The sequence below is a fragment of the Bartonella sp. W8122 genome (assembly GCF_016102485.1).
Lineage (GTDB): Bacteria > Pseudomonadota > Alphaproteobacteria > Rhizobiales > Rhizobiaceae > Bartonella > Bartonella apihabitans.
The window spans coordinates 1158539-1172451 of record NZ_JACFOO010000001.1 but is presented as its reverse complement, the minus strand read 5'-3'; the positions used below and the strand labels follow the sequence as shown (position 1 = coordinate 1172451).

The following is a 13913-nucleotide window of genomic DNA, read 5'->3' as shown; positions in this document are numbered from 1 at the left end:
ATGTCAGACAAATATGTTTTTCCGGCTGTCACGCCTCTTGTCGCTTCATTACCTTCGACTGTTCCTTTTACAGGTCCCGAGGCTATCGAGCGAAAAACGGGGCATTTATTTCGTGCAAGATTAGGTGCCAATGAAAATGGTTTTGGGCCTGCACCTTCCGTCATTGAGACTCTTAAAAACTCTCCTAATGAAGTTTGGAAATATGGTGATCCGGAAAATTACGATCTCACTAATGCGCTCGCAGAGCTGTACAACTTAAAGCCGAACCAGTTAACCATCGGTCCTGGAGTGGACACGCTCTTAGGATTGATTGTACGCCAATATATCCAGCCTGGTGATGTTGTTATCAACTCGCTTGGTGGATATCCGACATTCAACTATCACGTAGCCGGTTTTGGTGGAAGACTCGTGGAAGTGCCCTATCTGAATGACAAGGCTGATCTCCAGGCTCTATCGGATGCGGCGCATAAATATAAAGCAAAAATTGTTTATCTCGCAAATCCGGATAACCCGTTGGGGACATGGCATAACGAAAACGCGATTGAAGCTTTTATCAAGAGTTTGCCTGAAACTACACTATTGGTTCTTGATGAAGCTTATGGCGAACTTGCGCCGAAAAACGAATTGCCTGCCATGTCAAAATTATGGCCCAATGTTTTGAGAATGCGTACCTTCTCCAAAGCTTATGGTCTTGCCGGATTGCGCTGTGGCTATGCAATCGGTTTTTCCGAGCTGATCAACATGTTCGATAAAATTCGTGACCATTTTTCTGTCAATAAAATGGCACAAATTGCAGCCTTGCAAGCTCTGTCAGATCGCAAATATCTCGAGGATGTCATCAAGAAAATCGAAACGGCAAAGCAGCAAATTGTAACAATCGCTGGAAAAAACGGATTAAAAACTTTGCCGTCTGCAACCAATTTTGTTGCCATTGATTGTGGTCGTGACGGGAAATTTGCGACAGCTGTTTTAAATGAACTTATAAAACGGCAAATATTCGTACGAAAACCTTTTGTGCCTGTTCTTGATCGGCTCATTAGGGTGAGTGTTGGTCCTCGCAAAGAACTGGACCTCTTTGCAGAGGCTTTCTCATACGCGCTGATTGCGGCAGATAAGGGGTGAAAAATATGTCTGATTTGAATAAACGTATATTATGCGGCTTTTCCGGCCTTTATGGTGCCGGTGGTATTGCTGCTTACGCGGCTGCCTCGCATATCGGCGGCTATTACGAAGCAGTGGCACCCGTCCTTCTTGGCAATGCAGCAGCGCTGCTAGGCCTCTCGGTTGCCACAAAAACAAATATCGTCATGCGCCTTTCAGGTGTTCTTATCATTATTGGCGTTGCGCTTTTTGCACTGGATATCATGTGTCGCGAATTTGCCGAAACACGGCTCTTTCCTTATGCTGCCCCGCTCGGAGGCACAATCAACATTCTCGGCTGGCTTTTGCTGATCATTGCCGCATTTTTGCCTTTCGAAAAAGAAGACGTTTAACATCTCTATTGCTTATCAAAACTTCTCTTGCATTTTAAACACCTTGAATGCCGTATTTTGGGACTTCTATGTTCAACGATAAGCTGCATTCTTTTTAGAGAGTCATCAATCACGTTTTATAGATGTTGACAAAATAACCATTTAAGCCAAACATGCGCACCAACCTTGGGGAGCCTTTTGGGGCTGAGAGTCTGTATTGAGATTGATTTAAGTCAGATCATTACAGTGACCCATTGAACCTGAACCAGTTAGGACTGGCGGAGGGATGGTGGTTATATTTGACCTGCTCGACGAAGAGCAGTCATTTGATTTTCAATCATTCCGATCCGGTTTTATGTTGTGTTCCAAGAATTTACATTCTGGATATCACACAGCTGGTTCATTCCGGCTTAACGGGATTGCAAATTTTCCTTGCAACCTCATTTGATTGTGGATGATGCGAATGCAAAAAACGAACAAGAAAATACTTGTCAGAGGATGTGGCGTTGCCGGCTTGACCAGCGCTTATATGTTAGCAAAAGCGGGAGCTGAAATAACGATCTCTGCTCCGGATGATTCTCCCCGTGGAGCTGCAAGCTGGTATGCCGGCGGGATGCTTGCCCCCTATTGCGAACGCGAAAGTGCCGAAGCACGCGTCGAAGAACTGGGGTTACAGACAATGAAATGGTGGGCCGAGACTCTCCCCGATCTCGTAAAACATAATGGTACCCTCGTTGTTGCTCCTCAAAGAGATGCCGCAGAATTGAACCGTTTTTCAGACCGCACCGGTGGGCATCGCATAATCGACGGAGATGAAATTGCAAAATTGGAGCCCGATCTTGCCGGGCGTTTCAACCGCGGTTTATTTTACGAAACCGAAGGCCATATTGATCCTCGCAAAGCGCTGTTAGCTTTGAAACAAAAATTGGCAGATATGAAAGCGCATTTTGTTGACGTTGGAGCAAGTGAAGACGGTTTTGATTTCATCGTCGATGCAACAGGTATCGCCCGTCTTGGACAGGATAAAGACATGCGTGGCGTTCGTGGCGAGATGCTGCTTGTGCACAATAGCGAAATTTCCTTTTCAAGACCGATCAGGCTCGTCCACCCGAGAATTCCGTTATATATTGTACCCAGAGACAACGGAATTTTTATGATTGGCGCGACTATGATCGAAAGCAATGATGATAGGCCGATTACGGCGCATTCGATGATGGATTTTCTGAATGCCGCCTACACTATTCATCCGTCCTTTGGCGAAGCCGATATTGTGGAAATCGGCGTTGGCGTTCGCCCTGCTTATGAGGATAATTTTCCGCGAGTAAAACAGGACGGCAACCACATTTATGTCAACGGAATGCACCGCCACGGATACCTCATCTCTCCGGAGATGGCCCGTCAGGTGACTGAAATTGTGATGGGCTGATTAAAATGCAGTTATTCGTTAATGGCGAAGAAAAAAATGTAGGCGCTGAAACGCTTTCGGCTCTTTTGAACGAGCTCGATTATCAAGGCGATTGGCTGGCAACAGCCGTCAATGCCGAACTTGTGAGTGAAAGCGAGCGCGAAGATTTCAAATTGAATAACGGCGATAGAATAGAAATTCTAAGCCCTATGCAGGGAGGTTGAGCAAGTTGCTTGAACTTTATGATAAAAAATTTTCATCCCATCTTCTGTTAGGAACGGCGCAATATCCATCGCCAAAAATTCTTGAAGATGCAATTCGTGCTTCCCATACAGAGATTGTAACATTATCTCTGCGTCGTGAAACGGCGGGTGGAAAACAAGGAGGGCAATTTTTTTCCCTTATAAAATCTCTCGGGGTATCCATTCTTCCGAACACAGCCGGATGCTTTACAGTAAAAGAAGCTGTCACAACGGCCCATATGGCGCGCGACATTTTCAAAACGCCCTGGATTAAACTGGAAGTGATCGGCAATGCCGACACACTGCAACCGGATGTGTTTGCTTTGGTCGAAGCTGCCCGCATCCTTAACGAAGATGGATTTCAAGTCTTTCCTTATACTACAGATGACCTCATTGTCGCGGAAAAGCTGGCTGATGCAGGATGTCGTGTGATTATGCCTTGGTGTGCCCCTATCGGTTCGGCAAAAGGACCAAGGGACGTTGATGGCTTACGCACAATCCGCGCCAATTTTCCAGAGCTTTCTTTGATTGTGGATGCCGGAATTGGTCGCCCGTCTCATGCGGCAATAGCTATGGAACTCGGCTATGATGGTGTATTGCTCAACACAGCCGTCGCCAAGGCTGGTGATCCGGTATTGATGGCGGAGGCGTTTGCAAATGCTATAAAAGCCGGACAAAGTGCATATAAAGCCGGAATGTTGGAGCCCAGAGATGTTGCAGTTCCTTCAACACCGGTGTTTGGAAAGGCAATATTTTGATCAAATTAGACCCCTTTTATCTTATCGTTGACAGTGCAGACTGGATCGAGAAACTGATACCGCTTGGTGTCAAGTTGGTGCAATTGCGCATGAAAAATGTGCCTTTAGAGGTTCTTCACCAGCATATCCAGAGAGCAAAACTTGTTTGCAAACAATTTCATTGTCAGTTGATCATCAATGATTATTGGAAAGCGGCAATTGAGGAAAAATGTGATTTTATTCACCTCGGGCAGGAAGATCTTGTCGATGCCAATGTCGAGAAAATAAAGAAAGCAGGATTGAAACTCGGCGTCAGTACCCATGATGCAAGCGAGCTCAATAAAGCGCTTGCCGTGAAGCCGGATTATGTCGCTTTAGGGCCCGTTTATCAAACCATATTGAAAAAGATGAAGTGGCAACCTCAAGGTTTGGAAAAAGTGACCCGCTGGAAAAAGCTTGTTGGTGATCTTCCTCTGGTTGCAATCGGCGGATTGAATCCGGAACGTGCCAAGGCTGTATTGGAAGCCGGTGCCGATAGTGCTGCTGTGGTAACCGATATTGCCATGAACGAAAATCCCGAAGACCGTGTTAAACAATGGTTGGAAGCAACACAAAAATGGCGCTGATGCCCAAAATACTCATCGTTGCCGGAACCGATCCGACGGGTGGCGCAGGGATTGTCCGTGATATCGAAACAGCAAGCCATTTTTCTGTCAAAACAGGGCTTGCTGTCACCTCCGTCAATGTGCAGGATGACCACCATGTCGAAACAAAGCTGCCGATGAATGGTGAAATTATCCGCGGTCAAATGTTGGCTGCACTCCGGTCGGATAAAATTTCGGCTATTAAAGTGGGAATGACGGGATCACCTGAAATCGTCGAGGCAATCTGCAGCGTTCTTGACAATTTTTCCGACATTCCGGTTATACTCGATCCGGTTATCCGTGCTTCATCGGGGGGTGTCCTTGCAGACGACAAAACAGTAAAAGCCATCAAAGAAAAGTTGTTAAAATATTGCTATCTTGTCACGCCCAACCTTCCCGAGCTTGCCGCTTTAACCGGTAAAAACCTTTCCGAAAATCATTCCCAAACGATCGAGCAGGCAAAAAAACTGTTAGCCTCCGGCTCCAAATATGTTCTTGCAAAAGGCGGGCATGAAACGGGAGAGATTGCAATCGATAGCCTTGTTTCCTCTTCCCGTACCACCAATTTTTCGAATGCACGTCTCAACGCAACGATGCGAGGAACAGGATGCACCTTATCAACGGCCATTGCCTGCGAGATAGCCAAAGGTAAATCATTGGAAGATGCTGTCAAAACTGCCAAAAACTATGTCTATCAATTATTGCGGGAACGTGCCGCTTCTTTTTCAAAAAGTTGACCAGGTCTTCTCAATCACTGCACGATTTTCAGGCTCGTTTTTACTGATTTTTCTAATAATTTTTGGCTATTTCCACTTCGCTTGAAAAGGATCACAATCGAAGCAATCGATATTTCGAAATGAAGGGGAAATCATTGATGATAGACAAAAATCGTATTTCCGTCATTTGTGGTGACATTACCAAGCTTGATGTCGATGCCATTGTTAATGCGGCCAACACAACTCTTCTTGGCGGCGGTGGAGTGGATGGCGCAATCCACAAGGCTGCAGGCCCCGAACTACTTACCGAATGCAAGGCGCTTAATGGTTGTAAAACAGGTGAAGCAAAGCTCACAAACGGTTATCGCCTGCCCGCCCGCTACATTATCCACACAGTCGGACCGATCTGGTATGGCGGCGTTGACCATGAAGCGGAAAAACTGCAATCATGTTACGAGAATTCACTTGCGATTGCGGAAAATAAGCAATTCCAATCGATCGCATTTCCGGCAATTTCTGCCGGTGTCTATGGTTATCCTCATAAGGAAGCTGCAAAAATTGCTGTTTTCACCACTTGTCAATTTTTAAAAAAGAATGACTTTCCTCAAAGGGTCATCTTTTGTTGTTTTTCCAAAGATATGATGGATATCTATCGCGATCAGCTTCACATTTTATCATGACACATAGTCAATTTTATCAACTATGTGTGCCAGATCACATGTGTATTTGTTAGACGTTTTTTTCGGGAAAGTTCACATGAAAGCTAACCCGACTTTACTTGTTTAGAGTCCAAATTTTTGGGGTTTGGCGATATAAAGCGATAAAAAGGGATAGTTCCTTTTGGAAAAGACGCCACCTATTTTATGATCAATACGACATCAGTAAACGGTGTTGCTTGAGACAACAGAACAGTTGATATGATAATAAATCTCGCTTCCTCATGAAAGATAACTAGTTTCAAATGAAATAATTTATGCAATATGGTTAACGAAGGGAGCCAAATTATGCTGATTCGTCGCTTTTCTATATTGTTTTTGACTTTGGTTTTTGTGGCGGTTTTAGGCGCGTTTGCTTTGTTCCATGCCAAGACTCCGGCCTATGCAAAGCCGATTTTTGCTCCCCTGACAAGTCAACCAACGAATTAATGGTTGGCTTGTGCCGCATTTATGGCGGCAATCAAAATGGGTAAACATTCCGGAAAATCCGTTTGTCAGACTCTTGTCCTTATTTGGTTTATTGTCGTCGTTTTGTCGACTTTGCCATTATTTGCGAGTTTATTCACAGCTTTTCATCCGCTTTTAGATTCACTTGCCGATATCCGCATTCCACTCGCATTATTTACTATTTTACTTACCTTTCCTCTTGTTTTCACAAAACTTCGGCAACAAGCAGTTTTTCCGATAATATTTGCGGCTGCCCTTGTCGGTTTAAGCTTGAATGATAGCGGCGTTTCACCAAATTCCGGAATGCTTAAAAGCTCAACCTTCAAATTGCTGCAAGCCAATTTGCGTTTTGACAATCAGACACCGGAAAAATTCCTGGCTCTTATAGAAAAAGAAAAGCCTGATATTATCACGGTGCAAGAAGCTTCTGCAAAATGGCGCGATTTTTTTCAAAACAACAATTTGACGATTATCGGTTGCGTTGCCGACAATGACCGCGCAGGTGCGACAGGCGTTATCCTGTCAGATAGGTTTTTATCCCGCTACGGTTTTACCAATTCTCCCGTTGTTACCTGTTACGATGCGACAACCACCCATGGTTATATAGCAAAAATAGAATTCCTGTCGGACAAACCAAATCACCCTCCCCTTGATATCATCTCTGTCCATCTTGCCTGGCCGTGGCCATTCGGGCAGAATTTACAATTAGACGAATTGGAAAACGGTGCATTCAGAACCGACCTCAAGCACAAATTTTCGCAAATGATTGTTGCAGGCGATTTAAATAGTGTAACGTGGAGCAATACCGTTTCCAGAATGGAAAGACTGACCGGTACACGGCACATTTCAGGCATCGGTCCAACATGGCTTTCATATAGCTTTCCGGCTCTTTTACGGCCTTATTTGGGACTTCCTATTGACCAGATTCTCTTTTCCGAGGACATCGAACCTATAAGCGTTAAACGTCTTTCTTTTTTCGGTTCCGATCACCTGCCGGTACTTGCAGAATTCAGCTTCAATTCTGACCGGTTTTGATACAGCCAATCTGCCAAATTCCGGCATTTCCATGAACCACCCAGAAAAACAAAGCCAAATTTAGACTGAATGACCCTTTTTCATTTTTGTTTTTGAATTTCTTTGATCCTTGCGCATTTTAGCTTCCGAGCATTTTCTCCTACCGAAATTTTCTGAAATGTTTATGGAAACGCCTATGTCCACGAATAATGAAGCCCTATTCGACCTCATTTCGGAGAGTGCCGATCATGTAGAAGAATACGGGCTGACGGTCGACTTGCAACGGTTGAATGAAAGTGGCGCACTTCGTGCTTGTCTCCCCAAAAAACTTGGCGGCAGCAATTGGGCTTTGACAAAAAATGAAGATGAAACCAAAGCCGCATTCGATTTTTTACGCAGGCTTGGCAAAGCCAATCTGTCGCTCGCACGCCTTTTCGAAGGGCATCTTCATGCTGTGCGTCTTATCGAACTTTATGCCGAAAACCGCTTAAGAAAAACCATTTTTTCCAAGGTCAAGGAAGGTGCTCTTCTGGGGGTTTGGGGTGCCAGTCTCAATCAACCTTTGAGATTTACCACTTTGCCGAACGGAAAAATCAGGCTCCATGGAGTAAAACGTCTGGTAACCGGATTGGGAATGGTTGAATTGGCAATTATACGTCTTCGAAAAAATGAAAGAGAAGCCGATCAACTCGCTGTGGTAGATGTCACCGACACCTTACGACAAAATATCGAATATTGGGATGCTTCCGGCATGCGTCCGACGCTGACCGGTTCGTTCGATTTTTCCGATATGGAAATTAAAGAAGGTGATCTTCTTGGAAAACCTGGGGATTTTCATCAGGAACCACATTATATAGGTGGTGTCTGGCGCCATAGTGTCGCTCATCTTGGCGGTGCAGAAGCGATTATTGACACGTGGCGCGAAATGCTTATTCGCAAAAACCGGCTTGATGATCCGTTCCAGCTAACACGCCTTGCAAAAGCACGTTCCGAAACATTGGCGGCTTCTGCCATGCTTTTTAAAACTGCTTGTCTTGTTGAAGAAGCAACGCGCAAACCGATGAAGGAGAATATTGACGATGCAGTTTTGGCCTGCCTTCTCGCACATGATCAGATGGAGGATGTCTGCGTTAGAATTCTTAACCTTTGCGAGAAATCGCTTGGTATGGAAGCCTTTATCGAACGTTGCCCGATCGAACGAATGCGCCGTGATCTATCGATGTTTATCCGTCACATTGCTCCCGATGGCCGTCTTTTGCAGGCTGCGGAGTTTTTAATGGCAAGACACGGCGAACCGCTCTGGTAACTCAATTTGCGACGCGATTTATCAGCGCTTCATATTGCATTTTTATTTTCTAGAGCATTACAATGTTGAAAAAACTCCACCTGCTTTGTTGAAAAACAAAATTCTTAAGAACGATTCAAGTTCCCGCTCTGACTTGGCCAGGCTTTCTCCCGATAATTTGCAACAGGAGAAATTTTAAATAGGGCTTCTCCTCTTAAAGTAGTTTTTGCCTAAACTTTAAACTCGGGGGTAACCCTTTCCTGTCGCCTGATCTCACCGCCAGTCAGGCAACTGATATCCGGTCTTGAAGAGCTCTATTGCTTGGTCTATTCATTGGCTATGAAAGACTAAAGGTTACAATGTCAGAGCGTTCAAACGGCACGATTTCATATGAAGAATTGCTTGGCTTCTATTCAGAAGCCGGCGTTGACACGCCACTTGATGACAAACCTATCGACCGTTTCAAACAATCGGCGAAAATTATAAAACAAGTAACCGCCGCCGCGCGTGAAACAGCTGTTCCTCAGGAAAGAACAAATGTTCGGCCTACTCCCCGCCATGCTCCTCCTCAGCGCATTTCTGTTGAAGGACAAGTTGCAACAGCAAATGAACTTGCCCGCAACGCCAAAAATCTTGATGAACTCTTCGAAGCGCTCAAATCTTTCAACGGATGCACACTGAAACTTACAGCAAAAAACACCTGTTTTGCCGATGGCACACCACATTCGAAGCTTATGCTCGTTGGCGAAGCTCCGGGCCGGGAAGAAGATTTGCAAGGCATTCCTTTCGTCGGCCGTTCCGGCATGTTGCTCAACCGCATCCTCGCGGCAATTGGCTTGAAACGGGAAGACGTTTATATTGCCAACACTATACCTTGGCGGCCACCTGGTAACCGTACTCCGACACCGATGGAAACCGAACTTTGCCGCCCGTTTATCGAACGGCAGATAGAATTGTCTGCGCCGGAAATTCTTGTCGCTCTGGGTGGACCGGCCATGCAAGTTCTGACCGGTGTCAAAAACGGTATTATCCGCACCAGAGGACAATGGCTCTCGCATCACTTGGAAAACGGGAAAACTATTCCGGTGATGCCGACATTCCATCCGGCCTATTTATTGCGAACGCCAAGCCAGAAGAAACTAGCCTGGGCAGATTTTCTGGAAATCCGCAATGCACTTGACCAGCCGGTTTAAGCATTCCGGATTTGCGCTCAACGGTGTTTATGAGACAGTGCACGGTGGCGTGTATGGTTTCTCCCGATGAGATGGGATTCTCTAAGGATAATGAAAATACCCGAGCCGATGACGAGGCACGCACCGAACAACATTGCAAGCGTCGGAATTTCGTTAAAAATAAAATAACCACTCAAAAGGCTTAACAACATTGACGTATATTCAAAAGGTGCAACCGTTGAAGGTTCGGCATGTCTGTAAGCCTGCGTCATAAAAATTTGAGCAATACCACCGAAAAGCCCGGCCAGAATAAGCATGGAAGCTTGATAAAAATTCGGAACGACCCATCCGAACGGAACTGTAATCAACGATATAATGCTTGATGTTATCATGAAATAGAGGGTGATTGTTGTTGTCTTTTCGGTAAACACAAGTTTCCTGACAAGCAACATCGCAATCGCCGCCATTATTGCCGCTCCAAGTGCAGAAAGCGCACCAATTGAAGCTCCGACATCGGCATTTGCTGACCCGAGAACAGTAAGACGTGGCCAAACAATGATCAACACACCGATAAGGCCAACAATAACCGCACTCCAACGATAAAAATAAACTTTTTCATGAAGAAAGATTGCACATAGAACCACAAGTATAAGCGGTTCTCCATAACCGATGGCAACTGTTTCAGGAAGCGGTAGAAGGGTCAAAGCATAAAAGCTGAATAGCATTGAAAAAGTACCGAACATTCCCCGAAAAACATGTCCGGTCAGGTTTTTGGTATAAAGCACCGTTTTAAGCTCTTTTAATGACATGACCCAAAGAATGATCGGGACAATGCCGAAAAACGACCGGAAGAAGCTTAATTCACCTGCAGGAACGCCTTTTGCCGATTTCAAAAAGCTGTACATAATGACAAAACAGACCACCGACAAAATTTTCATCCAGATTCCGAGCATGACATTCCCCGATGGGGCATGCGGAATAGCCGGTGACTGTTTTTCCACGAGTTCTCTCCTGTCGGTAAAGCATTTATCCGGCAGTCAATAAGACTAAACGAATAAAATTGCCGTTTGCTTTGCACGAGACATTTTCTTCATTCATATACAAGCTGGTTACCAAAATAAACGTTTTGAAGGTTAGACCAATGCTATTTCCCATTCACATTGGTGTGCATGAACAGAGATTTCTTTTCGAGCCGGTTGTCGTTTCGACAAAATATGCTTACCTTCATGATAAACTTCTATAAAAGGCACGATTTATGACCAAATCTGACACTCCAGTATATCGTCTTGAAGATTACAAGCCCACCGATTACGCAATTTCCAACACCGAGCTCGATTTTTCGCTTCATCCTACCGAAACAATCGTAAAATCGAAGCTTTCCCTTTCACCACGCAAAAACACCAAAGCGGGAACACCATTGGTTCTTGTCGGGGATGAATTGAAATTGTTGTCAGTGGCAATCAACGGTCAGAAGCTCGAGCCTAAAGACTATTCGGCAACACCTGATAAACTTGAAATTCACAATCCCCCTTCAGGCAAATTTACTCTTCAGGTTACCACGCAAATCAATCCCAAGAAAAATCGCCAATTAATGGGGCTTTATCTTTCTAACGGCGTCTATTGCACACAGAACGAACCACAAGGCTTCCGCCGGATCACCTATTTTTATGATCGTCCTGATATTCTTTCGGTTTTCAGAACCCGCATCGAGGCTGATGAAAAGAATGAACCGGTTCTTCTTTCCAATGGCAATCTCGTCGAAACCGGCAAACTTGAAGGCGGACGCCATTATGCAATCTGGGAAGATCCGCATCCCAAACCATGCTATCTTTTCGCTCTCGTTGGCGGTGCTCTTGACCATTATGATGACAGCTTCACCACGATGTCGGGGCGGAAAGTAAAGCTTGGAATTTATGTCGAAAAGGGTAAAAGAGAACGCGCAGCCTATGCGATGGATTCACTCAAACGCGCAATGCGTTGGGATGAAGAAAAGTTCGGGCGCGAATATGACCTTGATATTTTCAATATTGTTGCTGTTTCCGACTTCAATATGGGCGCAATGGAAAACAAGGGGCTGAACGTTTTCAATGATAAATATGTCCTTGCCGACCCGAACACAGCAACCGATTTCGATTATGCCGGCATAGAACGCGTTATTGCACACGAATATTTTCACAATTGGACAGGCGATCGTATTACCTGCCGTGACTGGTTCCAACTTTGTTTGAAAGAAGGGCTCACGGTCTATCGCGATCAGGAATTTTCGTCTGACCAGCGCTCCCGCCCTGTTCACAGAATTTCCGATGTTCGTGTATTGAAAATTGCACAGTTTCCTGAAGATGCAGGGCCGCTCGCCCACCCTGTCCGCCCACGGCAATATCGTGAAATCAACAATTTTTATACGACAACCGTCTATGAAAAAGGCGCAGAGGTTGTACGCATGGTTCATACCATGCTTGGCGACGAGCTTTTCCGGAAAGGCATGGATCTTTATTTCCAACGCCATGATGGTGAAGCTTGCACAATTGAAGATTTCATCGCGTGTTTTGCCGATGTTTCAGGACGCGATTTATCACAATTCATGCTGTGGTACGAACAGGCGGGAACACCGACGGTAACCGTTGATAGCCATTATAAAGATGGTGTTTTGACACTTGATTTGACACAAACTGTTCCCGACACTCCCGGTCAATCGAATAAAAAACCGATGGTTATTCCGCTTTCTTTCGGTCTTTTGGGCAAAAACGGCAAAGATATGCCTTATCAGGCCGATAACCACATTGAAAATAATGTTATTGTTTTGTCTGAAGCAAAGCAGACCGTTCATATCCGTGATCTGAAAGAAAAGCCGGTTTTGTCACTGCTGCGCGGATTTTCTGCACCAATCAATTTAAAAATGGAAGAAAGCGATGATGACCTTGCTTTCCGTGCACGCTTTGATGCCGACGAGGTCAATCGCTGGGAGTCACTCAACCAGTTAATGGGGAAGGCTCTGGTTAATGCAATTGCCGATCAATCAGCTGAAAAACCGGCTATGCCTGAAAAACTTCAAACACTGATTGAAGCGCTTCTTGACGATGACACATTGGAACCTGCTTTCCGCTCGCTATGCCTGCAATTGCCTTCGGAAATCGAGCTTGCACGTATGATAGGCAAAAATGTCGATCCCGACCGCATTTATAATGTTCGCCAATCGTTCATGAAATCTTTGGCCGATCATCTGAAACAGAAAATGTTGCACGTTTTCGACAAGATGAAGACCGAAGGTCATTATTCGCCAAAAGCCGAACCGGCTGGTAAACGCGCTTTGAAAAACACTGTCCTCAATTATCTCACACTTGCCGAAAATACTCCCATACGTGCTTTCGAGGCCTATAAGAAGGCTGACAATATGACAGACCGGATGGGGGGACTGTCCATTCTTGTTCATCTCTTCAATGAAACAAAAGAAGCTAAAGAAGCACTATCCGATTTTGAAAAGCGTTATGGCAAAGACCCGCTTGTTATGGATAAGTGGTTCTCCGTTCAGGCGACAGTTCCGGGCGAGAAAACCCTGGCACATGTCAAAGAGCTTATGAAACATCCGCTCTTTTCGCTTGATAATCCGAACCGGACGCGTGCACTGATAGCTTCATTTGCAGCTTCGAACCAGACCGGCTTCAATCGGGTTGACGGTGAGGGTTACAAGTTACTCGCCGATATTATCCTGACTGTGGACAAAGAAAATCCACAACTTGCTGCTCGCCTTGCAACGCTCACGCGGTCATGGAAACAACTGGAACCGAAGCGCCAAAGCAAGCTCAAGGAACAATTGGAACGCATATTGAAAGAGCCAAAACTTTCAGTCGACGTTTCCGACATCGTAAGCCGTACACTCGGCTAACAATTAAAATTCGGGCGGGGAGAAGATATTTCTCCCCGCTTTTTTCTCGAAAATTTTCTGGAATATTCCTTGTTACTACCCGTTAAAACGGTCTTTTTCTTTGAGTACGCTATGACAGCGTTAAAAAATTATTAAAGCTTTTATTCTAAGCTTGATTAATGAAAAAAGGTCCCACGCAAA

General features: G+C 45.1%; 13 protein-coding genes and 1 riboswitch. Of the genes, 12 read left to right on the top strand and 1 reads right to left on the bottom strand.

What is annotated here, in order from left to right; genetic code table 11:
• The 11 genes from H3S83_RS05150 (at position 1) to H3S83_RS05100 (ending at position 9871) form a co-directional block, all read left to right on the top strand.
• On the top strand, positions 1 to 1122 hold the full coding sequence (locus tag H3S83_RS05150) for a pyridoxal phosphate-dependent aminotransferase (protein WP_198239096.1): 1122 nt from the start codon (positions 1 to 3) through the stop codon (positions 1120 to 1122).
• Positions 1123 to 1127: 5 nt separating this feature from the next.
• Complete coding sequence (locus H3S83_RS05145) at positions 1128 to 1493, top strand: DUF423 domain-containing protein (protein ID WP_198232259.1); 366 nt, start codon at positions 1128 to 1130, stop codon at positions 1491 to 1493.
• Between the two features lie 156 nt (positions 1494 to 1649).
• Positions 1650 to 1776, top strand: a riboswitch (TPP riboswitch).
• Positions 1777 to 1935: 159 nt separating this feature from the next.
• Entirely contained in the window at positions 1936 to 2898 is a 963-nt protein-coding gene (locus H3S83_RS05140) for an FAD-dependent oxidoreductase (protein WP_198239095.1), read from the top strand.
• Between the two features lie 5 nt (positions 2899 to 2903).
• Entirely contained in the window at positions 2904 to 3101 is a 198-nt protein-coding gene (thiS, locus tag H3S83_RS05135) for a sulfur carrier protein ThiS (protein WP_077970890.1), read from the top strand.
• Positions 3102 to 3106: 5 nt separating this feature from the next.
• Positions 3107 to 3877, top strand: a complete 771-nt coding sequence (locus H3S83_RS05130) for a thiazole synthase (protein WP_078040351.1) — start codon at positions 3107 to 3109, stop codon at positions 3875 to 3877.
• Entirely contained in the window at positions 3877 to 4482 is a 606-nt protein-coding gene (locus tag H3S83_RS05125) for a thiamine phosphate synthase (protein WP_198239665.1), read from the top strand. Before H3S83_RS05130 ends, H3S83_RS05125 begins: the two co-directional genes overlap by 1 nt.
• Positions 4473 to 5237, top strand: a complete 765-nt coding sequence (locus H3S83_RS05120) for a hydroxymethylpyrimidine/phosphomethylpyrimidine kinase (protein WP_198239094.1) — start codon at positions 4473 to 4475, stop codon at positions 5235 to 5237. The genes H3S83_RS05125 and H3S83_RS05120 overlap by 10 nt, the downstream gene beginning before the upstream one ends.
• A 137-nt stretch (positions 5238 to 5374) precedes the next feature.
• Positions 5375 to 5896, top strand: a complete 522-nt coding sequence (locus H3S83_RS05115; RefSeq protein ID WP_198232255.1) for an O-acetyl-ADP-ribose deacetylase — start codon at positions 5375 to 5377, stop codon at positions 5894 to 5896.
• A 501-nt stretch (positions 5897 to 6397) separates the two neighbouring features.
• On the top strand, positions 6398 to 7414 hold the full coding sequence (locus H3S83_RS05110; protein WP_198239093.1) for an endonuclease/exonuclease/phosphatase family protein: 1017 nt from the start codon (positions 6398 to 6400) through the stop codon (positions 7412 to 7414).
• Between the two features lie 175 nt (positions 7415 to 7589).
• On the top strand, positions 7590 to 8699 hold the full coding sequence (locus H3S83_RS05105) for an acyl-CoA dehydrogenase (RefSeq protein WP_198239092.1): 1110 nt from the start codon (positions 7590 to 7592) through the stop codon (positions 8697 to 8699).
• A gap of 338 nt (positions 8700 to 9037) precedes the next feature.
• The gene (locus H3S83_RS05100; RefSeq protein ID WP_198239091.1) at positions 9038 to 9871 is read left to right on the top strand and encodes a uracil-DNA glycosylase family protein; all 834 of its coding nucleotides are present in this window, start codon (positions 9038 to 9040) and stop codon (positions 9869 to 9871) included.
• 17 nt (positions 9872 to 9888) lie between these two features.
• On the opposite strand, the gene H3S83_RS05095 is transcribed toward H3S83_RS05100, so the two are convergent.
• Positions 9889 to 10803 carry a DMT family transporter gene (locus H3S83_RS05095; RefSeq protein WP_198239664.1) on the bottom strand — a complete coding sequence of 305 codons (915 nt, stop codon included), beginning with the start codon at positions 10801 to 10803 and terminating at the stop codon, positions 9889 to 9891.
• Between the two features lie 302 nt (positions 10804 to 11105).
• On the opposite strand from H3S83_RS05095, the gene pepN reads away from it, so the two are divergent.
• Complete coding sequence (gene pepN / locus H3S83_RS05090) at positions 11106 to 13733, top strand: aminopeptidase N (protein WP_198239090.1); 2628 nt, start codon at positions 11106 to 11108, stop codon at positions 13731 to 13733.
• The last annotated feature ends 180 nt before the right edge of the window (positions 13734 to 13913 follow it).